This is a genomic window from Paenibacillus radicis (ex Xue et al. 2023) (genome assembly GCF_024722015.1).
Lineage (GTDB): Bacteria > Bacillota > Bacilli > Paenibacillales > NBRC-103111 > Paenibacillus_S.
Window position 1 is genome coordinate 109,406 of the sequence record NZ_JANQBD010000007.1, and the last position, 25,459, is coordinate 134,864.

Below are 25,459 nucleotides of genomic sequence, written 5' to 3' on the forward strand. Positions count from 1 at the left end.
GATTTACCTCTAGATTACTCCATTTTCATCAGAAAGGCGAGAGTCTCTTACTGTGAAGGCTGTGGCTGGGGTTTAACTTCAGCTGCAGGCTGCTCACCAGGTGAAGTTGGCAGCGACTTGATCTCTGGAGTCACAGCTTCCACTCTAGACGGCTGGGGCTGGGGCTTTGCCACTGCCGAAGGTTCAACTACTTGAGCTTGACGAAGCCTGCTCTCCGGTACAGGTTCTGTGGCTGGTATTGGTCTAGCCTTATTAGGTGTCGTTGCTTCTACAGGTTGCGGTGTTCGGACTGTGCTTTCAATAGTGACACCTGCAGCCTGAGATTGTTGTTTGTTCTCAGCTGCTGCTTCACCCTTTAATTCCGGTTGCGATTTGCTCTCAGTCGCAGCTCCAACGGATTGTGAAGTTTTGTCTTCAAGCGATGCTTTATCTTTTGAAGATGGATCATTCCCTTGCTGGGCTCCGCTTGATGAAATCTTTTCGTCTGCTTGGGATTGAGCGCCTTTCTGCTGTTCCGTTATCTCAGAGCTTCCGCTCCCCTTGCCTCCTTTTTCCCCGCCGCTGTTAGTCGGATTGCTGCTGCAAGCGGCCATAGTCATAACTAAAGTAAAACTCAATAATGTAATCACTGCTCTTCTCATTTGCTCATCTCTCTCCTTATCTTTGATCCAGCTCTTTGTTCCTTGTGAACATCTTTTATTTTTGATCATAGATGTTAATAAAACTTCTCTAACTTGTAAACAATTTGTATCTAAAAGGCTTCAAGCCAAATGAATTCGTAATTGCAGGCCTCATTGCTCATTGATTTCATGGAAGTATTTATGATGATCCAGAAATAAAAAAGGTGCCCGCAGGAGGAGCACCTTCTATTTTGTCATAACGAGCACCCTAACATCGTAAAATATCTAGACAAGTAACTACAGAACTTACCTCAATTAAAAAATGAATTACATGCGATTAATAAAAGGATGATGCCGCTCAACATCGTACCAAATTGGCCCAAGTTGAAAGAACCAATATGAATTCCCGCCACTTTACGGCCTACAGCAACACCAAACCACACGGTTATGAAACTGCCGATAGCAGCGGTTAAGGAGATCGCCAATGGTGACAATCCAAGCAAACCGGCTCCCAAACCATTTGTGACAGCATTCGCAGATAGTGCGACACCGAGGATCAGAGCTTCACCTATTCCAATTTCTCCAGATTTATCAGAATCGGCCGTTTCAGGGTTTTGTAAAATGCCCTTCAACGATTTGCTTTCGGACCTCCCCAAGTCATTGGTGAGAGGTATCTTCTTTTTACGTGGAACTGCTAATAAAATGATACGAATTCCTATGATGAATAGTAAAAATGCCCCCACCAAGACAGGAAATATTCCTGGCAGAACATTGGAAAGCCATTGCCCGCCTAAAATCCCTATTTCGCTAAAAAGAAAACAAATGATAGCCATAACCAGATTCGATAAAAAACGGATGCGTATTTCCCTAATTCCATAGGATATGCCAACACCAAGATTATCCAGGCTCGACGAAACTGCAAAACCCAGAATCAGAAACCATGCCATATTTGTTCACTCCTCTGTATTGTTACTGTCATTGTATTGACGATGTTGAGAAAAAGTGCATATCCATCTCAAGAATTGTTGAGAAAACTCAACACCCTTGATCAACAATAACTAACAAGGAGTGAATAATAGATGATATATGAGAATCAAAAGCAAAGAGACCTTGGTGCTACCCTAAAGTCATTACTAAAAGAACGTTCATTGTCAATGCGTAAATTGAGCTCGCTTACCGGAATTGATACAGCTACAATTTCACGAATTATTAGCGGGAAGCAAAACGCCAAACTGGACCATTTACAGCTTTTTGCTGTTCATCTTGGCATTTCAACGGAACAATTATTTCAGATCGCAGGATTTGACATCGGTACTAGGCAGGTTGATCAGCATTCGGACTTTCATGCATCCGTAGACAGCATCAATGAGGTTCTCCTTTCTTACAACCTGTTCGATGCTCAGTTTACAACTGAGCTTGTTCGGAAAGAGTTGATCAAATACGAGCAGTATGCGTTGACGGAGGAAGGACGGAGAACCATTCTTGAGGACTTTAGAACGAAAGTGGAAAGTGTGAACAGTACCGGTCCTTTTATTGACAGGCTGAAGCAAATGTATGTATTGTTTTGCGAAAGTGAGCTTACATCGGAAAGACAAGCCATAATCGGAAGTGCCTTGCTTTATTTCATTTTATCCACTGACATCATACCTGATTACGTATTTCCGATAGGCTATCTGGACGATGCCATTGCAGTTCAAATTGTATTAAATCGTCTTGAACTTATGGATGATAAAGAACAGTCTCCCGAAAATAACGTTTGATATGGAAGAAAGAAGGCAAGATAAACAACAAGATCCGTTTATCTTGCTTCTTTTTTACTGCAGCCTATTAGACAGCTTGCAGACTAGAAAATAAACAAACGGAGACATCTCCTTTTAGAAAGAGGATGTCTCCGTTCGAGATGTATTATTGACCTATCAATCCTAGCTTGCTCATAGCCCGTAGGATCAGAACGCTGCCTTGAGCACGTGATGCCGTAGCTTGCGGTCCGAATACACCTTCCGCTACGCCGTCGATCAGCTTGTGGCTGCGTGCTGTCTCGACATAAGCTGCGGCCCATGATGCGATAGCTCTTCCATCACTGAAGCCCGGCAATGAACCCGATGCTTCCAGCTCCTTCACTTGCGCCTCAAGACCTAGTGCGCGTACAACCAGTACTGCAAGCTCTTCTCTTGTTAATGGATCTTCGGGACGGAACATGCCATCCTCACCACCCTGAACAAGTCCTTGTTTCTTCGCTGCTGTAATGTACGGATAGTGCCATGCGCCAATCGGTACATCAGCGAATGACTCTTGTTCAATAGAGCTTCCAACAGAAGGATTGACTTTCTCTTGGGACATAGTCATCTCCACGAGAAGCTTCGTAAATTGTGCTCTCGTGACCGGACGATCCGGCTGGAATTCATCTGCCGTCATTCCATCAACGATATGGCGGGATATGAGAACATCGGTATCCCGCTTCGACCAATGTCCGACGAGATCGGTAAATGGCTTGTTATAATCCATGACCGCATAGGTACCAAGCCGACCGATCGTTGCTGAAATCGAACTGGATCTGGAATCGAATATTCCACCCGCATAGCTCCACTTCGTTGGATCAGCTTCGTCCTGACGGTACAGTCCCAGCTTACGTTCATCAAAGTCACGATGCTTATTGGCATCATATTTCAATGTCAGCTTAAGCGGCCCCGCCAAGCTTCCAGAATCCAACATCAACCGAAATACGCTGCTGTATTGATTATTCGTTTCCGGCTTCGCAATTTCATTTTCACCGACCTGTTGAACTGTCAGCTTATGTCCATTAGCAAACGCACCCGCAGGAATATCCAACCCGATACGGCCGTCGAAACCTTTCCACTGCTGAGGATCAGCCGTAACATCAACCATTATTGTATTTTCCGTTGTAACCGGATTTGTCGTTTCAACCGGGACCACGCTTCCGCCACCGCCGCCACGTCCGGAGCTTGAACTATTTTCGCTAAGTGTACGCGCTGTTACTGTCACACCTGAAGCTTGATTGCCGCTCTCATCGACAGCCACAAGCTTGACTTCATACTCAGTTGCCGCACCGAGCCCTGTAATGATGTAGCTGTTAACACCTTTGGCTATAGTAACCGGACTGCTAAACGACTCAGTTGTTCCCTGCTTTCTCCAGGAAACAAGAATATACTTTAAATCAACATCGGACGGATCATTCCAGCTAAGTGCAATAGATTTAGCTAATCCAACACCTGAAGGCGCGGTAACATTGCCAGGAGCTATAGTATCCATGGTACGGGCTGTAAGCTCCACTACATCCGATTCATTCCAATACGTATCCGCAGCTGTTAAATGGATTTTATACACGGTACCTGGGAGTAAGCCGCTGATACGGATCGATTGAACACCTTTATCTACATATTCCGGAATGCTAAAGCCAGTATCGTCCTCCTTCTTCCATGAAACAAGCACCTTACGCAGATCGTTATCTGCGGGATCCGCCCATGCAAGGTTCAGGGCCGTCAACTCGGCCGTTACTCGGGCCTCCGTTACTGCACCAGGTGCGGTAGTATCCGCTACCACTGCTTCCTCCTGAGCCGTTTCAGCTGTTACCCTTACACCGGCAGATTCCACATCGTTGCGGCCAACCGTCACAAGCTTCAGTTCATAAGCTTTGCTGCGCTCCAATCCATCTAGAACGGCAAAGGTTTGATTCGCAGCAATTACCTTCGAGCCTGCTGCCCCGCCTGCTTGAGGCTGCCAATAAAGCTTATAGGCTTTGAAATCGGTTCCGTCTACAGCCTGCCATTCCAGCGCTATTTGCCTGCTTCCTCCAGCTGCCCTCAAGCCAGAAGCCGCTTCTGTTGGGGCTGTGTTGGCCGCTTTCACAACAACCGCATCCGCAATGTAATCCTCTTTCATCGCCACTTGTGCATAGCTTAGCGATTGTGCGGCAATGACAACCTTGTAGGAATTGCCCTGTTTGAACTTATCATCATTGGGATCCGGGATGAAGCGGAATCGTTTGGCCACGGTTTGCTGCATGCCATCTGTCTTCGGTTCGACAGGAACGACTGTACCGGCAATAATGTCCCCGTCAGCCGTCTGCACTCGGATTGAAGCATCGGTTAGAGTATCGTCTAACATATACTTCGTAAAGCTCACTTGAACCCCATCCCCGTACACCGCATCTATAACGGTAACCTGTGGAGCCTGCAGCGATACCATAGGAATATTCACATCCAAGTGTGGAGGCAATACGGTTAGCTCCGCGCTTTCTGCAGGTAAATAGCCTTCCTTCTCATAGAGCACCTTCCATTTGCCTTCCGGAACATCCCACCCATACCGGCCTTGACGGTCGGTAACAAGAGGATTTTGCTGGCCAAACCATGCTGAATCCCATACTTGCCACTGTTTGCTGTCATTATCCTGCTGCAGCAGTGTAGCTGTCACACCTTCCACTCTGTTTTCAGACAGCGTTTCATATACATAGCCGCTTGGATCCCAAATCCATGTCGGTTCTGCAACTTTATCATCTTCTTTACGTTTCTTTTTATTATCGTCATCATCTTTCTTCTTGCAGCGATCGATGGCACCAGCGGCAGCCATGTCGTCGCGCCATTTTTTGTCCTTCTCGAAATCCGCCTTTAATTGGTCTAAATTTTCTTTCCAGCTGTTCATGCCGATATCACCGATAAGCTTGAATGTACTTCCAAGCACAAAAGCACCTACAGGCGGTATTGCCAACGTTAAGGTTCCGGCAATTAATCCTAGACCCATCATCGTATTTTTGACAACCAAATTTCTGGAAGCTTGCTCAAAAAGAAGATCGGTTGCCTTAATATAATTATTAACGGTCGGTACATGACACTCACTATTGATTACGTAATCCTGAAATTTAATCAATTCGTCCGCGTACTTGGCTAAAGACAAGCCGTCCATTACGTAAGTCCTTAGACCGTTCAACGGACCAATCGGGAGGGCTTTTGCAGCTTTTCCATTGGAAACGATGAACTGCAGAGAGTTAATTACATAATCCTGGCTGCCTTTTGAGCCGAATTGTTGGGCAAACTCGATCTGCTGCTGAGGACTTAACAGCGATACAGGCACTGTAGCATTGATGGTAATCATGCCAGCCGCTTCATTCCAATCCATCGAATAATCATAATAGGGGATTCGTCCCGTATTTCCACGATCCGGCTTGGTAACCGGCTTCATCTTCCAACGAACAAACAGCGTATCCTTCCCTTCATTATCCAACGTCACTTTCATCGGCTTGGAATGATAGAATCCATCATCGGTACCGGCAGCCCCTTTCCATTGCGGGACTTCTTCATCTTCGATAACTTCGTAAGTAGCGTTGCGCCAAACATCCGGAAGATTGCTGCGTGAAGTCTCCCAGTCCGATTGGGAAGGAACCGGTCCTGTTTGGTATTCCTTCGGTTTCTCATCATAAGTGACGAAAATGCCCGTGCCTAGTGAATAGGGCGGAACGAACAACGCCTCGAAGGCTTGGGTTGATTCATTCCAGGCTGCCTTCGCCTCTATCATTCCCACTGTAACTTTAACGTTAGACACATTCTGCGGCTGATTAAAGTCAATCGAAAAATACATCGTCATGCCTGGAACAATAACATAGGGAAATCTGGCGACTCCTTGGCCTGGATCGAAGCTCAGCACTCTGCCATCGGATTGTCTCATTGTGAACTTCGTGATGGCGGCATAATTTGAATCAACCGATACAATAACCGGTTGGGATTGTTTGATACCTTGAGGCGATTCTATTTGTGCAGTCAGTCTGTACCTGCTGCTTTCTCCCCATACTTTATCAACTGCTTTTGTCGGTAAGGTTATGTTGGCATACCAGATCCCGCCCGGTGTCGCTTCCGCGTATCCGACTAGCTGTTCATCTGTATGAACCGTTACCTTTTGTCCAGCCGGAGCACGCCCAGTTACTTTGATGGAGTTCCCCACAGACCGTTCAGGTGCTTCCAACGACACGTCTCCTATTCTTATAAATGAGGCTCCGAGTTGCTCAACCGCGGCTTTGCCAGCCCGCTTGTAATTTATACGAACCATTGCGTGAACATCGAAAGCTGCGGCATTGTCAATTTTAAGCCTATAACTGAACGAGCCTTCCTTGCCATTTACGATACTTCCTACCCTTGCATCTGCTGTTCCACCATTCACTGTTGGCGTTACTTGGATACCGTTTAGCATAACGCTGTCCGCCAAAAGCTGGGTTCCAGCAGGAATCCCTATGGCTAGAACAGCATCGTCCACGGAGTTAATACCCGTAAGGCTGTAGCTTCCACGCAGCGTGACTGTATCGCCAGGCATAGCTTTCAGCTCTTCTGTACTTAATCCGTTGCCCTTCTTTCCTTGAAATAAGTCGTCGGACCGTGGGATCGCTACAGGTCCAAGATCCTTGAGTTCACCTTCCTTGACAGTGACATCGAACGAATAAGTTTGCCACGGCTCAAGATTGCTATTAGCTCCTGCAAGGGTGATCCTATAATCGCCGCTTTGCGGTACCGAAGTCCAGAAATTCCCGTTCTGATCCAAATTGATGTAACGACGGAAACTCATATACCCGCCATCCAGCTTTTGATAAAGTTCACCCCGGTAATTGGAAGTCGGGGTTGCTCCAGCAATCGCACCCCGGATTCTTCCTTTCTCCACCAACCGGAGCTCCGCTGTTCCGCTTACCTGCTCATCCAGTACAACTTCATCACAAGACCTGGAGAGTCCAGCCTCATTGCCAGACAAGCAAACATTCGCAACCGAGCCTCCCCAACCCTTTACTTTAACGCGGTTTCCTTCTATATGACCAACTGAATGGAATGTATTTTTGCCTGATCCCTCAATTGTGAAGCCGTAATGAACAGCCTCTCTCCAATCGGAAATATTGATAGTCTGCCAATCTCCATCCACAGGCTTCATCTTTGCATCAATCGTCAACATGCCGGCATCAATATTATAAAGAACCGGACTATACCTTAATTGTTCTCCTGCTCCTACATAAAAGTAACTGATCTCCAACGTTTTCAACGGTATGCCTTTTGTTGTATGGGCGCTGCTCGCATAGCTCCCTACATCCGCCTCGATTGCGTATGTTCCCGATTCATCCGTTTCCACTTCGAATTGAGCATTATTCCCTTGCAGTAACACCTTCACTCCACCTAGAGGAGCTCCTTTGGCGTCGGTAACGATCCCAGCCAAACTTCCTTTAGTCAGCTTCTCAATCTGGATAGTTTGTTCATTTAAACCCGGCTGAAGGCGCACGGAAGCCGTTTGCGGCACTGCATAAGGCGGTCGAACCGCAGGCCGTATTTTAATGATGTCGCCTGCATAATAATTCCCTCTCAAACTTACATGTCCGTGGTATTCAGTTAGTCCTGTAAATAATAATTGATCCTGCGAATTATAAAATTCAACATATTGATTGGAAACCTCTAATTGTCCCGAAAGCAGCTTCACCTTTACTTCCGCTTGCGGGTTTACCGTCACTTCTTTACGAATCTCCCTGCCGCTAACCACAGCTACACCTTCTTGTAAAAGCAAGCTCTGTCCGGCGGGATCTACGATCGTTAAACGGTAATCGGAACCTTCGGCCAAATCAACCACTGCCTCCAAATACCCGGATTGCCCCGATGGCTTGGTCAGTTTGCTGCTGTTGCCCACGTTTTTCCCTTTGCTCCAAAGCAGTACCGAAGCTCCTTGAAGTGCATCCAAAAACTCCGAGTTTACGGTTACCTTCAACCTGCCGGCCACCTTTTGCGGCAATGAATCAAGCTGGACAGATACAGAAGGCTGCTGTTTCAACCTGATTTGTATCGCTGACAGCTCCACTGTACCAGCCGGAATCTGAACATTGGCCGTATATTGCTCTGGAGTTCCAACAGTCTCGTTCATCGGAAGTGTCAATTGTTTCGTTTCTATGCTGCTGCCGTTCTCGACTTTATAGTCGACAAGAGCTTCAAGCTGTTTACCTGCCTGACTGTAAGCACGTACAGTAAAGCTGCCGCCCATGACAGGCAAGCCATGGACTGACGGCGTGGCTGACCAGCCTGGCCTAAGTATCTCATCCTCCTGCTGCGGCTTGGTTTTGCATAACTCCTCGACCTCCAGACATACCGCGTATACATCAGAGTGGCCGGATGTGAATGCCACAATAGAGCCGTTGCCGGACATACTGGTATCGTATGTAGATCCTGCTCGATTGCCCACTCGTTTAAACTCCTTGTTAGTAAGGTCATAACGAACGGAGCCCCATTGAGAGTCGAATGCTTCATATGGTCCTGGTCTGCTCTCAGGGTTGTAGTTGTAATAGTTCATGCTTATATAACGGTTATCGCTGCTCAATCGAGGATTTCTTATCCCGATATCTTCATTTCTCGGAAATGAAATTACGATCTCACTGTTTCCGGTTTGGCGATCCATGAAATACAGTCTCTTATCCTCCGTCTGCCAAGCGGAAGTGAACACGATGTATCTGCCGTCCGCAGAAGGACTCACATCCCAAACCATACTTTCTTGTCCATTATTAATGAAGGGGGCATATTCCAGCTTCCCTGTTGATGTATCATAAATAAACAGCTTCACCATACTTTTTGTTGCTTCCGGAGTTAAATTATTCGCGTAAGAGAGGAACATAGCATACCGGCCATTGTCAGTAATGACAGATCCCGTGCTGGAATCATTCCCTTGAACTCCATCAGCCGATACCGAAATCCGTACAATCTTCTTATCTGCGCTGAAGCGGTTATAAAGAAACACATCGCCGTATTCATTCGTATCTTCGCTTACAATGTCGTCGGCTGTGGAAGAGAACGTGATCCATTGTGTATCGTCACTCATGGAAATAGAGGTTGCTGAGCCGCTAAATGATTTAGGCAGTCTCTCCTTGCTTTTGGTGACACGGTCATAGATTACAATGTTGTAAGCTGTTGCTCCATTCTCCTTTTCGAAAAACTCGGAATAAGCAATATACCGTCCGTCCGGACTTATATCAAACAGCTGCTCCGTTTCGGCCATGTATTCTTGCATAGCGGCGATCCGTTCCGTTTCACCCGATTTCATATCGTACACGAATAATTCATATTCGCGAAACTGAGGATTTAATGACCCGATATAAGCAACTGTGCTCCCGTCCTTGCTAATGGTTGGTTTCCAAAACATGTGCGCATATTCTGCATGATCAGGAATTTTAGCAATTAGCACTGCATTTTTGTGGAACGTCGCCACCCATTGGTCTGTTCCTGGAGACTTGTTTCCAGCCTTATCTACAGTGCGGATTGTGTATAGGAGCTTTTCCATTTCTCCCAGATTACCTTCAAAATAGTTGCGTTCCGTAGTCGTTTTTACCTCCTGCCCATCTTTCTCGATAATGTAATGGTCAACAGTAGGATCCTCGATATAGGAGCCGGGATGGTTAGGATCATTGATCATCGGGTGATCCCACTTCAGCTCGATGGAGTTGTATGTCACATTGGACCATTCAATTGACCATGGATCTGCAGGCGGGGTTCGGTCAACAATAAATCGCTGCGGTCCTGAAGCTGCACTCACCTCCCCGTTCACCTCAACGGATGCCGTCAATTCGTAATTACCCTCCTGCGGAAACGGAATGTTCAGCTTGAAGCGACCTATATTCGGTCCATAAACTTCAGATGCAACCGTATCCCCGATCTCCACGGAAGTTGTGCCCTCATAGCTTGCAAATAGCCTGACAATGCCGTTCAATGCGGCCGTTCCGGCAACCTCAGCGGATTCAGTAGTCACATACGGCGTTAAAGAAAATAAAACAGGCGGCAAGGGCCCGGATTGAAGGTATACCACCTTCGTTACACTTGCCTCTATTTCCGGAGCTTTATCCGGCATGGAAGCTCCTCCGTACACGCTACCGGTTACAGCTGAAACCAGCTCTCCCACTTTTTCCGTTATGCTTCTTCCATTTGCAGCGATCAGGCTATCCTTCGGCTCAGTATAAGGAGCTGCTGCAAAGGATTGACCAGGCGGAACGACGAGCTGCAGCAGTAGGCTAGCGACAAGTAAAAAGGCCGTCAATTGTTTCATCATTCTATCCCTCTTTCTTCGAAAATAGCGAAAAACAAACGATTAGAGCTAGCCATACAAGATTCCTAAGTTTTTATCCCTCCTTTGATTCGGAACTTTCTACGTCTTTATATATTCCTTTATTCGCTTCGTATTCGTGAAGGAATATTCGTTACCTTCCTGTTTGGACTGAATTGAGCTGTAAGACATATAAAGTCATGACTCAGTCATACGTCTAACAAGAATGGTAATGATGACTTTCCAGTGACTCCATTTTCCACAAATAGGAAAAAGGACTTATTCTAGCCGTTACGGTAGAATAAGTCCTGTAATTGTAATTACATCAACAACTATAGCTGCCTACAGCGGCTGCCTTCGGAGGTGAAGTGTGGCTATGATTTTCCAAGTCATCACAGCCATTGGTTCATTTAAATTCAATGATGAAAGGTCCATTTCTTTCCGGAGTAGTCGTTAATGCGGGACGAGGCACTGCAACAGGAAGAGGTCCATAGGATCTCCAGCCGTATATTAAAATCTTCTTGTTATCCTTACTCCAATTCATTTGAAAAGGAATCATTCCTTTATAAATCTCTATTTCATTTACGACCGTATTCCCTTGTAATTTAGCAACATAAATACTTTCCCTCCCCTTGGAAAAAGCGATATATTTCCTGTCGCTCGAGAGTCCAAAGCTGCCAATTTGATCTAGTAAAATCGTGGTATTGGCATTGCGGATATCATACAAATAAAGAGTACCCTTTTGCCCGACAAACATGATCTGATCATCATTAATAAAATCAAAGCTTCCCTCACTATTTACAGGCTGCTCATATTGATTTGCCATTTCGCTGCCGACCAATTTTCCATATACAACATAAGTCTGCCCATCCGCAAATTTCATCAGCAATACGCTTTTTCCATCATCGGAAACTTTAACATTGTATATCATATCCCTTTCGTTACGATTGGGAAATAATAATTCATTTGCACTCCGACTGATCACATCATAAATTATCAGCTTAGTTTCTGCTTTATTCCGATCCCACTGCAGGGAGGCAACAAATCTGCTGTTATTCGACCAGGTAACTGGATTCGTTCTTATATTGGTTTTTACAATTTCAGTTATTACATCCTCTTTGTTATCCGTGAGATTATGGAGCAATAGCTTTCGTTGTCCGTCCTCATTTGCAGCTGTCTTGACAAGATACACTCCATTCGGAGATACATTTTCAACTTCCGTATTTGCTGCTATATTAATCAGCTTCTGACGAGAATTATAGGAATAATCTATACGCTCCAGGCTGCGCTCCTTATCCTTTCTCCCGAATACGCCCAGCACCTGTTCCTTATCCGCCCATCCGAGTATATCTCCATTTGAAGTATCTTCTTCCATAAGCTTATATATTTTATTCACCACAAAATCTTCGTTTACTGTCTGAATCGGGTTGCTTTCCTCTGAATCAGGAATGATAATCGTTTTAGTTTTTAGCTCTCCAGAACAACCTGACAGCACTAAGCCGAAAATAACATAAGGTACAATGAACTTGAGTATCTGTTTGATCATACCGGATCCCTCTTTAGCACCCTGTACGGTAATTGTATATGAACACTTGTTTCCTGATTTTCACTCATGATATGAATACTTCCTCCATGCTCGATAACGATCGCCTTGCAAATGCTAAGACCTAAGCCGCGGCTTCCCGTTTCCTTGGACAAACGTCTATCCACCCGATAAAACGGTTCAAAAACGTTAATCAGGTCTTCCGACTTCATTTCCTCCCCCTTATTGATGATTGTAATTTGAACGAAACCATGCAAAAAATGAGCCTGTACAAGGATATCCGATTGCGAATAACCGTATTTGATAGCATTATCGATAACGTTGATAAAAACCTGTCTAAGCTTGTCCGCATTGCCGTAAACGTACAGAGACTCTTCCACCGTGGATTGAATAGTCTTTTTATACCTCTCGGCTTTAAAGGACATGCCCTCGCATACATCTTGCAAAATTCGACCTGCCTCGATACATTCAAATGCTTCCTGAGCCGTCGTTTCCTTGGAAAGCTCCAACAGGTTCACTACCATTTCATGCAGCCTTTTACTCTCGTCTACGATGTGATTCATTCCTTTGTCGAAAAAAACCTTGTCATCCTGTCCATTTTCTTGGATCATCTCTGCATATCCCAATATGGAGGTGAGCGGCGTTTTTAATTCGTGAGTAACATTGTCATAAAACTGCTTTCGGTGGCGGTTCAGCTCTTCCAAACGGTCCCTGTCATTTTCAATTTTACCAATCTGCATCTTGATTTTTTCAATCATTTTACTAAAGTTATTTGCGAGTTTGCCTATTTCATCTTTTCGTTTAAAAGCAATACGTATGTTCAGATTTCCATTGGTCACTTCGGTGGATGCCTGGGTAAGCTTAATGATAGGTATGGTAATGTTTCTTGATAAAATATAGGAAAATATAAATGCGACAGCAAAGATCGCTATAGTGACATAATATATAAAATCTAATATATGTTTACTTTGCTCGTGAAGTAATGAGAAATCTTTGGCAAACCGCAATATACCCACTTTTTTCCCATCCATCACAACAGGATACGAATAATAAACTTCAGCCGCGCTGTTCGTATAGTAGATCGTATAGGCCGTCTTTCCGTTGAGAGCATTCTTTAAATCTTCATCAATTCCACTCATAAATTTCTGGTCATTGGAGGTATATATCCTATCACCGCTTACGGTATAAGCACTGACTTCACTGGAACTTACATGATGCAAGTCCTCTACCATTTCTTTGGCCATCTGCTGAAAATAGATCTCATCATTATTGTAATGATTAATCATAAAAGTTTGCTTAACATACACACTGCTGTTCTTCTTTAAACTAACCAGGTCCTGTGTAATGATTTTTTCGTTGCTCGTTTCAATGATTTGGACGACGAAATGGTTCAGCAGAAGGAGGGATACGGAAAAAATGATGAAGAAGCCCACTAGAAATTTAACTTTAATTGTCGGGATCATGTAAGTTAATCCACCTGTTTTTCAAATTTATAGCCAACACCAAAAACCGTTGTGATCCAGTCATTGGCATCCAATTTCTTACGCAATCTTTGGACATGAATATCAACGGTTCTTGTATCTCCCGCATATTCATAGCCCCAAACAAAATCCAGCAGCTCGGTTCTGGTAAATATTTTACCTTTATATGAGTAAAGAGTGATTAGGAGATCAAATTCTTTGGGGGTAAGCTCAATGATTTCTTCATTTTTCTTGACTACTCGTTCATCCTTTGTAATTTCAATATCAAGAAACCGGATTTTATTGTCTATCTGCTCCTGAGAAGGGCTGTTAGCCTGGGTTATTCTTCTGAAGATGGTTCGAATTCTGGCAACGACTTCCCGTAAGTCGAACGGTTTGGTTATGTAATCATCGGCTCCAAACTCTAAACCTAATATTTTGTCCGTAATGTCCGACTTGGCAGTTATCATAATGATTGGAATATTGTTTGTCGACGTAACTTTCTTACAAATATCGAGCCCGCTTGAATCGGGAAGCATCCAATCCAGCAGCAGCAGATCTGGTTTGAACTGCTCCAGGCTTCGGAGCCCTTCTGCTCCATTGCTCGCTGTTACCGTATGAAAGCCTTCTTTATTCAGACCATAGGCAAGAAGATCCGCAATGGCTTCTTCATCTTCGATAATCAGAACTTTCTTCTTATCCATAAATTCCACTTCACTCCATTCCAGCAGCCTATGCGTGATATTTCCCTATTGGCTCATCCAATACCCACTCCAGCAAAGTAATGGATTCTTCCACCTGCTCAGCTTGCACACGAAGTGATTTAGCCGCCTCTGAATGATGCTGCTCTTCTGACTCCAGTAAAGCCGCTATTCTCGATTCCAACGACTTTTTCGACATAATCAATTCATTCAGCTTTCTTTTAATCTGATTCTCTGTTCTCATAATATCAAACACTCCTTATTGGACATAACAGTCTCTCTATAGTACTTATAGTAATATAATAGCACTCCAGAGGACAATTTATAAACGCTACAGAACTCGTAAGCTCTCCAAACCCTTTTTATGGTTGCAATTCCCAATCCTGTTATGATATATTTATTCTTCTGCAAAATCTAATACCTAAAGAATGAACGGAGGTACTATTCTTGGAAACCAGTGTGCAAACCGCATATAAGGAAGAAATGCAACGATTAGAAGAAACGTTCTCGGAAATTGACCGACAGCTGACCGTGCTTAGAGACATTCCGCCCTACACAGGAACCGATCATACCGAACAGGTGCTTGATTCGATTCGTGAGACCCGACGCCACAATCTAGCAGTAGCACAAGTTGAACCTTACTTCGGCAGACTGGATTTTCATGAAACAGGTCAAAACGCGCCTTCCCCTCTTTACATCGGAAAGGTTGGCGTTGAGAAAGATCCCTCCCTTGAACTCATGGTTATTGATTGGCGCGCGCCTGTAGCTAGCTTATTCTACTCCTTTACAGGTGGCATGGCTCCTGTTGAATATGATTCCCCCGACGGTTTAGTTGAGGGGCTTGTTTATTTAAAACGAAATTTGGTTATCCGGAAGCAAATATTACAGCGTGTCGTTGACACGTTTAACCGGGACAGCGACAGTATGGCCGTCACTGATGAGTTCCTGTTATATCGCTTAGGCGAAAATAAGGACAACAAGCTGCGCGATATCGTATCCACGATACAATCTGAGCAGGATGCTATTATCCGGGCGGTCAAGAACAGCGCCCTCATTATTCAAGGTGTAGCCGGAAGCGGTAAAACAACAGTGGCGCTGCATAGACTCGCCTTTTTGCTTTATCAATACCGGGATCAGGTTAAGGCTGAACGAATGATCATATTTGCGCCAAACCGAATGTTCCTTGATTATATTTCCGGTGTTCTACCTGAGCTTGGTGTCGGGCATATTCAACAAACAACCTTCTCCGATTGGGCGCTTGATCTGCTGGATCACGAAATGAAGCTCGCCGACCCGGCCGAAAGGCTTCGTTACTGGTTTCAAACCGGGAGCTCCCGCCCACTGATGGATGATCATGCACCAGGACGCTGGAAAGGCTCCATCAAGTTCATGCACTGGCTGAACGAGGCTCTAGTGCAATATGAAGCTACGGCAGTTCCCAATTCGGACTTTAGCCCATGGGACGGAGCCAAGCTAAGCAAACAAACGATACGTCAATGGCATGATGTAGAAAATAAACATGAACCGTTAATGAAGCGCCGTGAGCGAGTAATAGCGCGAATTAAACGTTGGATGGAAATGGAACTGGATAAAGTATGGGAAGCGCATGTGAAAAAAGAGTATAAAAAGAAAGGCTCCGCACGGCTCCGCGACTTTGGCAAGCTATGGACGGAGTATACGCCATTCAGCTTTTACAAGGAGCTGTTCAAAAGTAACGCCCGACCATCATTTCTATCCGAGCAGCTTCATGCAGAGCTCCCTCCTGAACTGATAGCTTCTACAGGGGTTTACTTGAAGAAGAAACTCGTCCAGCCTGAGGATATGGCTCCACTGCTTTACATTCGTTCCAAATTTCATGGCATCCATGGCGATCTAACCTTCGATCATACCGTTATTGATGAAGCTCAGGATTTCTCTCCTTTTCAAATTGCCTTGTTAAGCCAGCATACGAGGAATCAATCATTTACTATATTAGGCGACTTGTCCCAAGGCATTCACGATTATCAAGGAATTCGCGATTGGTCGGAATTTACCGACCTTTTCGAGGATGGTAAAACCGCTTATTTCCAGTTAAACCGCAGCTACCGCTCAACGATGGAGATTATATACTTCGCCAATGAAGTGCTGAAGAATGGCATTCAGGAGCCTGCCACCTTGGCAGTCCCGGTATTCCGCAGCGGCGACCCTGTTCAGCTTGTGCAGGTGAAAGAAACCGAGCTGATCTCTTCGCTGAAAGCGGCTGTTGAACAGCTTCAGTCAGGCGTTGCTTCGACTGTTGCAGTTCTTGCCCGCACAGAAGCGCGTTGTGAAGCGCTCTATAAGCAGCTGAGCAGCCAAGGGATGCAGGTCAACTTGATTGCTGCGGGCCAGCAGCATTATAAAGGCGGGATCTCTATTGTGCCGGCTTTCATGGCCAAGGGTCTCGAATTCGACGGGGTAATCGTTGCCGACGTTGACGCAAATAACTACACAGCAACTGAACAGGATGCGAAGCTGCTGTATGTAGGCTGTACCCGGGCCTTGCATTCGCTTCAGCTATGGTACGAAAATACGCCGTCTCCATTAATTGCTTCAATTGAAGGCGACTTCGTTAGTTTACACGGCCATTAAGAGAGCCTTCTATTCGAGCCCATTCCATGGGTGCACCCGTTAGAATAGGCATTGGAATAATCCCATGGTTATCCTATGGTTTATCCGATGAAATTCTAGGGGTGCATTTTTTATGGTGAGGGTTCTTTTGCACATTTCATGGGATTTACACAGAGTTTACCCGTATGAGGCAGCCCCTTCTCGGGTATGCACAGTGAAATGCAGAGATAAGGTCACGTTCACGTGCTAATCCCGGGTATGGGGCTTGGGGTTTGCGGTTTGGGGCTCGCGGTTCGCGGTTCGGTTACAGCATGGCAGGGCAGCCTAGAGAACTCCACCGCATTTATCAGGAAAATGTCACGTTAATTGCTCCGAAAATAGCGTTTCTAGCCCTATAACTGGAATTTCTCATGTTAATTCTACGTATTTGTGCTAATACCACCAATATTACCTATTTTAGATGTACTTTTTCCAGTTAAATTGCTTTCAAACGATATCCAAGCTGAATTTAACGTGAGGATCTCCATCTATTTCCCTTTCTTTCCGATATCCGTCCGTGAAAATCCTATTCTCCTCTGGAATGAGGCAACTTTGGACATCTGTTCTTGCAGGCAGAGGAAACCTATGCAAGCTGACAGAGCGACATCGATGACACCATTCACTTCTACAATTACGAACGATTGCAAACAAAACTAAACGGCCTCAGTCCCATGGAATTCAGGACAAAGACCGCTTAACTGATTTCATTTTATATACTATCTAATTGACGGGGTGCAGTTCAAGCAGCTAAAGCTACTTTGGAACAGCACCTTTCGCATTATAAGCGTATGAAATACTCACGCCTTAAGTTCGAGCTGACTGGCCAGGATAAGCTTTTACAGCCCCATCGTTAAATCCCACTACAACTAAGCTTGCCATTTGAATAAACAGCCCATTCTCAACAACACCTGGAATCAGGTTGATTTGACCATTTAAAGCCTCAGGATTCGGTATTTTACCGAAGTCGCAATCAATAATTAGGTTTCCATTATCGGTAATATAGGGTTTGTTGTTAAGACTTCGAACTTGTGGATCGCATTCTAACTCTCTTAATTTGTTTATTGTCAAATTGGACGCAAACGGGACTATTTCAACAGATAGTCGAAATCGACCCAGTTGATCTACTTGTTTGGATTCGTCAATTATCACTATAAATTTCTTGCTGTTTGAAGCGATAATCTTCTCTCTTAATAAAGCCCCTCCCCCACCTTTAATTAAGTTCAAGTTATTATCTACCTCATCCGCACCATCAATAGTTATATCAATTAAATCTAGATTAGCCAGAGGAATTAAAGGAATTCCTAATTGCTTGGCTAAGTCCTCAGAGCCGACTGAGCTAGCTGCTGCCTGGATACTTAGCCCTTCCTTAATTCTTTCGCCGATTTTTTGAATCGCCCAATAGGCTGTTGATCCCGTACCCAGCCCAACGGTCATGCCGTCTTCAATAAATTCAACAGCTTTCTCAGCGGCAAGTTTTTTGGAGTTCATAATATTCACATCCTTATTATTACTTATTATGTACAACTTTCAGTGAGTGCCTGGCTACATACAAAAATTAACTCAGGTCCTTCGTTTATAGAACGTCCATCATAGTATCCAAGTTCCTCTTCTATTTTGAATCCTTGTAATTGAAGCAGTTCTCTTAATTGGTCCTCGTAATAATATTTCATAGCCAGCTTTTCTACGTATTTATTAATTCTTCCACTAACTTCTTCAACGTAATAAATCAATTCTGGGTAATTTATTTGTTTGCTAACATCGATAGCTCGTTGTATATGAGTCCTCCTTACTCTTGTATTGGATTTTGGATCTTCAACTACCCAGTCCTCTTTCTCTGGTCGTACCCAGCTATCATCTAATTGTCCTGACAGTTTATAGGTATTGATTATAAATATACCGTCCATTGTCAAGTGTTCCTTAATCCGATCAAAAAAACTATTTTGCTGATCCATTTCAGTCAGTAGTTGGAATGCTCGAAAGGGTATAATAATTAACGGAAATTTTTTGCCGAGATCAAAGTTGGTCATGTCAGCAATAAATACCTCGACTAGCTCTCTTGTACCTTTCTCTTCCTTCAACAGCTTCTCGTTTAATACAGCTATCATATCTTCAGATAAATCTATACCTGTAATTTTATATCCGGCGCGAGCTAACGGCAAAGTTACTCTGCCCGTCCCACAAGCAATTTCAAGAATTTCTCCATTAATTCGAAGTGCATAGTTAATATAGAAGTTTATGTCATCATTCACTATGTTACGTGGGTCAAGATCATACAGATGCGCAGTATTTTTATATTTATTTTCCTCCATGAGTATACACCTCCACTTTGATCATCTTTGATTATTCAATTTTCTTACATTATTTTATAAAATTATGCTATATATTCGTGAACCACTTGCCATATCCTTTTTATGGATATATATACGAAAATCCCCCGTCTCCCGCAAGTCCGTTATAGACTTTTGCGTTAGACGAGGGTTTATTAAAAGAGAATCTACCTAACTAATTCCTTCAATTCCTGTACAACATAAGCTTTGCCGCCTGTTAATGCGCCTACCAGGTTTTGTGCTGCTAGCATCGCCATGTCATAGCGGGTTTTCGTTGTAGCCGAACCGATATGCGGGAGCGTAACAACGTTTGGCAGCTTAAGCAATGGATTATCGGGTGAAACCGGTTCCTGCTCGAAAACATCAAGTCCTGCTCCCCGAATCGTTCCATTCTGCAGCGCCTCGATCATCGCTTGCTCGTCAACCGTTTGGCCGCGTGAAGCGTTGATAAAGAACGCCGTCGGCTTCATCAGTTCAAAATGTTCTTTGCGTATGTACTGCACAGTCTCTGGAGTGAGCGGTGTCATAAGGACGACGAAGTCGGATTCCTTAAGTACATCTTCCAGTGAACGGAACTGGGCACCATAGCGCTCCTCCGCCTCCGGCTTGCGGCTGCGGTTGTAATAGACAAGATTCATATCAAAGCCATGTACAGCGCGTTTGGCAATCGCTTCTCCGATTCTGCCCATCCCAATAATCCCGATAGTAGCATGATGAACGTCCATACCGAACCATTCATCTTCCTTAAGCGTGCCACGCTGCCATTTGCCCTGCTTCACTTTGGCATCCAGCTCTGCTACTCTTCTGGCTGAGCTTAGTATTAATGAGAATACGAGATCTGCAACCGTATCGTCCAAAACATAAGGAGTATGTGTTCCGATTACCCCTCTTGCTTTCATATCTTCAATGTGAAAATGGTTATAACCCACGGAAGAAGAGCTTACTGCGCGAAGCTTAGGGGCTCTTTCCAGCAATTCAGCGTTAATCTGCTCATTGTTTACAAACAAGCCTTCATAATCCTTGATCATTTCCAGCAATTGAGGACGTGGAAGCACTCCCTCGCCATCCCAAACCGTGCACTCGCAATGTTCATTTAAATAAGAAATAATAGCTTCCGGCAACTTTCGATTAATGAGTACTTTCGGTTTACTCGACACGTCTATTCCTCCAACTAGTAGATGATTATTTTACCGCTTCAGCACTAATCGCTTGCTGTTCGGCACTCAACACCTCATTGAGACTGCCTGAACGATAACCCTTTAAATCCATAGTAACGTAAGCATATCCAATCTCTTTGAGCTTGGCATGTATGGTTTCAGCTACGGCAATAACTTCCGCCAGCTCTGCTGCAGGAACTTCGATCCGAGCCAGGTTATCATGCTGACGTACACGAACTTGACGGAACCCTAGCTGAATAAGGAAATCTTCAGCTTGATCGATCATCGACAATTTTAGAGCAGTGATCGCTTCGCCATAAGGTATTCTTGATGATAAACAAGCAAATGACGGCTTATCCCAAGTCCGCAATCCAAATTGGCGGGACAAATGGCGGATTTCCGATTTTTTAATACCAGCCTCAAGCAATGGCGCACGAACACCTTGCTCATGGGCAGCCTGCAAGCCAGGACGATGCTCACCGAGATCATCCGCAATGGCGCCAAATATTACATGCTCGAAGCCGCGTTCTTTGGCAATGGGAATCAAATGATCAAACAGCGAATTTTTACAAAAATAACAACGATTCGTTGGATTCTCCGCATAACCCGGAATGTCCAACTCGCTGGTATGAATGACCACATGCGGGGCTTCCAGCTCTTTTGCCAAAGCGATAGCTTCTTCCTTTTCCCGTACAGGATAAGTTTCGGAATCGGCCGTAATAGCCAATACTCGCTCAGGTCCCAGAAACTCCAACGCTGCCTTTAACAGGAAAGCGCTGTCCACTCCGCCTGAAAAAGCAACGACAACCCGGTCCATTGACTTCAGGATGCTACCTAGCTTTTCATACTTCTGTTCAATACTTTCCATATATATCCCTCCTGAAGCTTTCTTCTAAGTGCTGCTTCATTGACGTTTTCATTATAGTCCTTTTTTCCCGATAGAAAAAGAGGCTGTTCGCCAAACAACCTAAAATAGTAATTACTCACAATCATTGTTGTCTAAAATGTTCTTCAAATAGATTTTTGGGCAAAGGTTTGCTAAAGTAGTAGCCTTGGGCATGCCGGCAATCCTTATTGAGTAAAAACCTCAGATCCTCCAATGTTTCCACGCCTTCTGCCACAACCTCCAGCTTCAGATGATTGGCCATTGCAATGATTGTGCTTACGATTGCTGCGTTATCAGGATCTTTAGTTATGTCGCGAATAAAAGATTGGTCGATTTTGAGCTTATGTATCGGTATTTTCCTTAAATATTGCAAGGAGCTGTAGCCAGTTCCAAAATCATCCATCGATATGCGAATACCCAAATCCTTAAGTTCGTTCAGCTTACGAATAACCCTTTCGATATTATCCATCGCCATGCTTTCTGTAATCTCCAGCTCCAGATAACGTGGATCCAGGCCTGTTTCCTTAAGCGTCTTTACAATATCGCCAATTAAATTATGCTTCTGAAACTGACGCAAGGATAAATTAACAGAGACCGTGAGCGGCGGCATTCCTGCGTCCTGCCACTGTTTATTTTGCAAGCAGGCTGTGCGAAGCACCCAATCGCCAATAGGTACGATAAGTCCCGTCTCTTCAGCGAGCGGTATGAATTTCCCAGGCGGCACCATTCCCTGCTCAGGATGATGCCAACGAATCAGCGCCTCCATGCCAATCAACTGATTGGTCTGAATATTATATTGAGGCTGATAGTACAGTTCAAATTCATCACGCTTCAAAGCTTTTCGCAAATCATATTCCAGCTCAAGTCGCTGGAGCGAATCCGTAGTAACATCATCTTGCTGCAATTGGTAGATGCCTTGCCCATTTTCTTTCTCTGCTGTTTGAACTAACGCCGCATGTCTCATGAGGCTATCCATGTCCGTGCCATCTGTTGGGAACACAGCCAGGCCAATGCTGCCGACAACAACAAATTCCCGGTCTCTAACAGTAAAAGGTGACATTAAATGCTGATGAAGCAGCCTCGTCTTTTCGACAATTTCCGATGTATCCGCAAAGCGCTTATATATAACGGCAAACTCATGGTTTCCAATACGACTGACGGAGTGGTCTCTGCCTAACATCAGCTGAAGCCGCTCCCCAACCTGCTTAAGCAGAAGGTCCCCCCAGTTATGCCCAAGCGAGTCATTAACGATGTGAAGCCGATCCAATCCAATCAACAGAATAGCAAAAGACGCTGACTCTGAGTTTGCGTTCGCGGCAGCAAGCATCTGAGCCAGTTGAATTTGAAACAACGTCCGGTTAGGTAAGCCTGTCAATGTATCATGGTATGCCATATGTTCAATAAGCTGCACCGATCGTTTAAGTTCAGTAACATCCCTCAAGACAACATAAGCTAAATTCGATTGTTCCGTCTGTTCTGGAATAAACCGCAGGCTTAGTTGAATGGTATGCCCGGCGCGATGGCGAATATCCGCTTCCATATTGCTGGATCTCCCTTGTAAAGCTCCGTCAAGATGACGTGAGAACGAATCCATATATTGCATATCCAACAGCTCATTGATCGAATGGTTCAACCAATAACCTGACTCCACTCCTGTTAATCTGCAGCATTCTTCATTCATTTGACGTATGTTTCCTTGTGAGTCGAGCAGTATGACACCATCACCACTGAACATAAACAAAGGGTGTGACGCAACCGCTGCCAACATTACTGATTCATCCATGATGTTCTCTCCCCAACTGCTCCGAAAGGTGGCTACTCCAATTAGTGCAATGCTAAGTTTACGAGTATATAATTGTTTGGTATATTATACCACAACTTATAATTAAAATTTAGTAAAATGTCGAATTATGGCATATTAAACTTGAAACTAATTGAACGGAATAAAACCGCCCGACAATTACCCATCGGACGGTTCTTTTAATTGGAATGACTTGTAAAATTATTTGATTTTCCCAGAATGAATAGCAGCGTTCAATTACAAAAGCTTCTCGATCGCATTTGTTAATTCTGCATCCTCAGGTGTGACTTTGCTCGAAAAGCGCCCAGCAATCGAACCATCCTTGGCAATGAGGAATTTCTCAAAATTCCATTTCACATCGCCTTGAGGCTCTGACTGTTCAGTCAACAGCTTGTACAATGGATGCTTGTTGTCTCCCAAAATATCAACCTTGGCTAAAACCTCAAAGGTTACGCCGTAATTCATGCTGCAAAACTGCTGGATCTCTTCGGCTGTGCCAGGTTCTTGACCACCAAAATCATTGCAAGGAACTCCCAGAATGACAAGACCTTGGTCCTTATACTGCTGATTCAGCTTTTCCAGACCTGCATACTGAGGGGTAAAGCCGCATTTGGACGCAACGTTCACAATCAGCAGAACCTTCCCTTTAAAGTCGTTTAAAGCCTTGGTTCCACCGTCTGCGGTTTGCACAGAAATATCATAAATAGATGACATCAAAAAACCTCCTTCGTGTTTTGCTGGAATGAAGCTGACACTGCACTGCCATTCGAGTCAACTTAGCAAAAAGGACTTGTGAAAGATAAGCTATCCTTTAGCTTCCTAAGCATACCATGGAAGTGTTTGTAATAAAAATGCCCCCTCGATTCGTATATGCAGATCAATTTTGATACAATAGCTTTAAAAATTACTCATTTTGAAACCAGGGGGTTAGCGTATCGGTTTATATATAGAACCGGCTTACGCGATTACATGTTATGAATGAAATTGTAACCATACAAAATAAATTAGAGCAAGCCTTCAAGCTGCTGGAGAGCCGTTTTCTTGAGCGCGAAGAGCTGATCAGACTTTTGCTGCTTGGCTTGATGAGCAATGAGAATGTATTATTAATCGGACCTCCAGGCACGGCAAAATCCCAGCTGGCAAGAGCCGTTTCCCAGCTATGCGGAGGCGGACAATGGTACGACTATTTACTGACCCGCTTCACAACGCCTGATGAGCTATTCGGACCGGTATCCTTGCAGCAGCTTAAGCAGGATCAATATGTTCGGAAAACAAGCGGTTATTTGCCTTCGGCAGACTTTGCTTTTTTGGACGAAATTTTCAAGGCTAACAGTGCCATCCTCAACGCTCTATTGTCGATTCTAAATGAACGCATTTTCTTCAATGGCCGTGAAAAGGAAAACGTCCCCCTTGTATTCCTCATGGCTGCATCTAATGAGCTGCCTGAGGAAAACGAACAGCTGACCGCACTCTATGACCGCTTTCTTATCCGCTATGAGGTCGGCGTTTTGAAGCAAATGTCGAGCTATGAACGGATGTTCCAGCTTCCCACAGAACCGCTCCCCGCCCTGATCTCTACAAAGGATGTACAGGCGGTCCGTTTAGCAGCCGAACAGGTAACTATTCCTGAACCGCTCATTTATATGCTCTACCAACTGAAAACAGAGATGGAAGCCAAGGAATTTGCACTCTCCGATCGTCGCTGGCGCAAGATTGGGCATGTCTGGAAAACTTCAGCAGCTCTAAATGGACGCAATAACGTGAATGTGTGGGATACCGTTTACACCTCGCATATGCTATGGGATTTCCCAGAGGACTTGACCGTGCTTCAAGAAATGTTTCAGAAACGGTTTCAAGACGCATTAAAGCAGGAATCAGAGCGAGAGCTTCCTTTAAGTACCTATGATCAGACTGCCAAACGATGGTTGGATATGGAGGATGAGCTTCATTCCTTTCAATTCAAGAAGGAAGTCGGCGCCAGGATGAGCAAGGACACACAAGAACAGACCAAGGAGCGTCTGGAGGATTGCCGGACTGAGCTTGAGGAAACTGCCAGACAGCTGCGCGGCAAGCTAGTACAGTGGCAGCAGCGAGAGAAAGATTTGCCTGGATATATACGTAATCAAAACTTCTTATTGATGCACACGGACCAATATGCAGTTAAATACACCCATCTTCGTATCCAGGGCGAGCGTATTTTGCAAACTATTCAAGGGCTGTACCGAACGCTATTTGACCGGGAGATACCAGGCATACAATATGATTACACTCTTTAATTGAACC

The 25,459-nt window shown here is 44.6% G+C and carries 17 protein-coding genes; 4 read left to right on the top strand and 13 right to left on the bottom strand.

Annotated elements, in window-relative coordinates; all coding sequences use genetic code 11:
- Positions 1–47: 47 nt before the first annotated feature.
- Together NV381_RS11250 and ytaF are read right to left on the bottom strand one after the other, a co-directional pair.
- A complete protein-coding gene (locus tag NV381_RS11250; RefSeq protein ID WP_258213381.1) occupies positions 48–641 on the bottom strand; it encodes a hypothetical protein in 594 nt (197 codons plus the stop codon).
- A gap of 290 nt (positions 642–931) precedes the next feature.
- On the bottom strand, positions 932–1,567 hold the full coding sequence (gene ytaF / locus NV381_RS11255; RefSeq protein ID WP_258213382.1) for a sporulation membrane protein YtaF: 636 nt from the start codon (positions 1,565–1,567) through the stop codon (positions 932–934).
- A gap of 132 nt (positions 1,568–1,699) precedes the next feature.
- On the opposite strand from ytaF, the gene NV381_RS11260 reads away from it, so the two are divergent.
- A complete protein-coding gene (locus tag NV381_RS11260; protein WP_258213383.1) occupies positions 1,700–2,380 on the top strand; it encodes a DUF1232 domain-containing protein in 681 nt (226 codons plus the stop codon).
- Positions 2,381–2,525: 145 nt separating this feature from the next.
- On the opposite strand, the gene NV381_RS11265 is transcribed toward NV381_RS11260, so the two are convergent.
- The 5 genes from NV381_RS11265 to NV381_RS11285 all read right to left on the bottom strand — a co-directional run bounded on the left by NV381_RS11265 (position 2,526) and on the right by NV381_RS11285 (position 14,621).
- Positions 2,526–10,679 (bottom strand): S-layer homology domain-containing protein, encoded by an 8,154-nt coding sequence (locus NV381_RS11265; protein WP_258213384.1) that lies wholly within the window; start codon positions 10,677–10,679, stop codon positions 2,526–2,528.
- A 400-nt stretch (positions 10,680–11,079) separates the two neighbouring features.
- Positions 11,080–12,219 (bottom strand): hypothetical protein, encoded by a 1,140-nt coding sequence (locus NV381_RS11270; protein ID WP_258213385.1) that lies wholly within the window; start codon positions 12,217–12,219, stop codon positions 11,080–11,082.
- Positions 12,216–13,679, bottom strand: coding sequence for a sensor histidine kinase (locus NV381_RS11275; protein WP_258213386.1), 1,464 nt, complete (start codon positions 13,677–13,679; stop codon positions 12,216–12,218). Before NV381_RS11275 ends, NV381_RS11270 begins: the two co-directional genes overlap by 4 nt.
- A 5-nt stretch (positions 13,680–13,684) precedes the next feature.
- Positions 13,685–14,380, bottom strand: coding sequence for a response regulator transcription factor (locus NV381_RS11280; protein WP_258213387.1), 696 nt, complete (start codon positions 14,378–14,380; stop codon positions 13,685–13,687).
- 28 nt (positions 14,381–14,408) lie between these two features.
- Positions 14,409–14,621 carry a hypothetical protein gene (locus NV381_RS11285; protein ID WP_258213388.1) on the bottom strand — a complete coding sequence of 71 codons (213 nt, stop codon included), beginning with the start codon at positions 14,619–14,621 and terminating at the stop codon, positions 14,409–14,411.
- A 203-nt stretch (positions 14,622–14,824) separates the two neighbouring features.
- Here NV381_RS11285 and NV381_RS11290 point away from each other — a divergent pair, with 203 nt between their 5' ends.
- Both NV381_RS11290 and NV381_RS38430 read left to right on the top strand, forming a co-directional pair.
- The gene (locus NV381_RS11290) at positions 14,825–16,987 is read left to right on the top strand and encodes a HelD family protein (RefSeq protein ID WP_258213389.1); all 2,163 of its coding nucleotides are present in this window, start codon (positions 14,825–14,827) and stop codon (positions 16,985–16,987) included.
- A 623-nt stretch (positions 16,988–17,610) separates the two neighbouring features.
- A complete protein-coding gene (locus NV381_RS38430) occupies positions 17,611–17,703 on the top strand; it encodes an IS3 family transposase (protein WP_419182261.1) in 93 nt (30 codons plus the stop codon).
- A gap of 106 nt (positions 17,704–17,809) precedes the next feature.
- Here NV381_RS38430 and rpiA read toward each other — a convergent pair whose 3' ends face one another.
- The 6 genes from rpiA to NV381_RS11320 all read right to left on the bottom strand — a co-directional run bounded on the left by rpiA (position 17,810) and on the right by NV381_RS11320 (position 23,890).
- On the bottom strand, positions 17,810–18,493 hold the full coding sequence (rpiA, locus tag NV381_RS11295; protein ID WP_258213390.1) for a ribose-5-phosphate isomerase RpiA: 684 nt from the start codon (positions 18,491–18,493) through the stop codon (positions 17,810–17,812).
- A gap of 26 nt (positions 18,494–18,519) precedes the next feature.
- A complete protein-coding gene (locus NV381_RS11300) occupies positions 18,520–19,314 on the bottom strand; it encodes a class I SAM-dependent methyltransferase (protein WP_258213391.1) in 795 nt (264 codons plus the stop codon).
- Positions 19,315–19,499: 185 nt separating this feature from the next.
- Complete coding sequence (locus NV381_RS11305; RefSeq protein ID WP_258213545.1) at positions 19,500–20,495, bottom strand: 2-hydroxyacid dehydrogenase; 996 nt, start codon at positions 20,493–20,495, stop codon at positions 19,500–19,502.
- A 19-nt stretch (positions 20,496–20,514) separates the two neighbouring features.
- Complete coding sequence (larE, locus tag NV381_RS11310) at positions 20,515–21,357, bottom strand: ATP-dependent sacrificial sulfur transferase LarE (protein ID WP_258213392.1); 843 nt, start codon at positions 21,355–21,357, stop codon at positions 20,515–20,517.
- A 121-nt stretch (positions 21,358–21,478) separates the two neighbouring features.
- Positions 21,479–23,158 (bottom strand): GGDEF domain-containing phosphodiesterase, encoded by a 1,680-nt coding sequence (locus NV381_RS11315; protein ID WP_258213393.1) that lies wholly within the window; start codon positions 23,156–23,158, stop codon positions 21,479–21,481.
- Positions 23,159–23,413: 255 nt separating this feature from the next.
- Positions 23,414–23,890, bottom strand: coding sequence for a glutathione peroxidase (locus NV381_RS11320; protein ID WP_258213394.1), 477 nt, complete (start codon positions 23,888–23,890; stop codon positions 23,414–23,416).
- A gap of 260 nt (positions 23,891–24,150) precedes the next feature.
- Between NV381_RS11320 and NV381_RS11325 the strand changes: the two genes are divergently transcribed.
- Entirely contained in the window at positions 24,151–25,452 is a 1,302-nt protein-coding gene (locus tag NV381_RS11325; protein WP_258213395.1) for an AAA family ATPase, read from the top strand.
- The last annotated feature ends 7 nt before the right edge of the window (positions 25,453–25,459 follow it).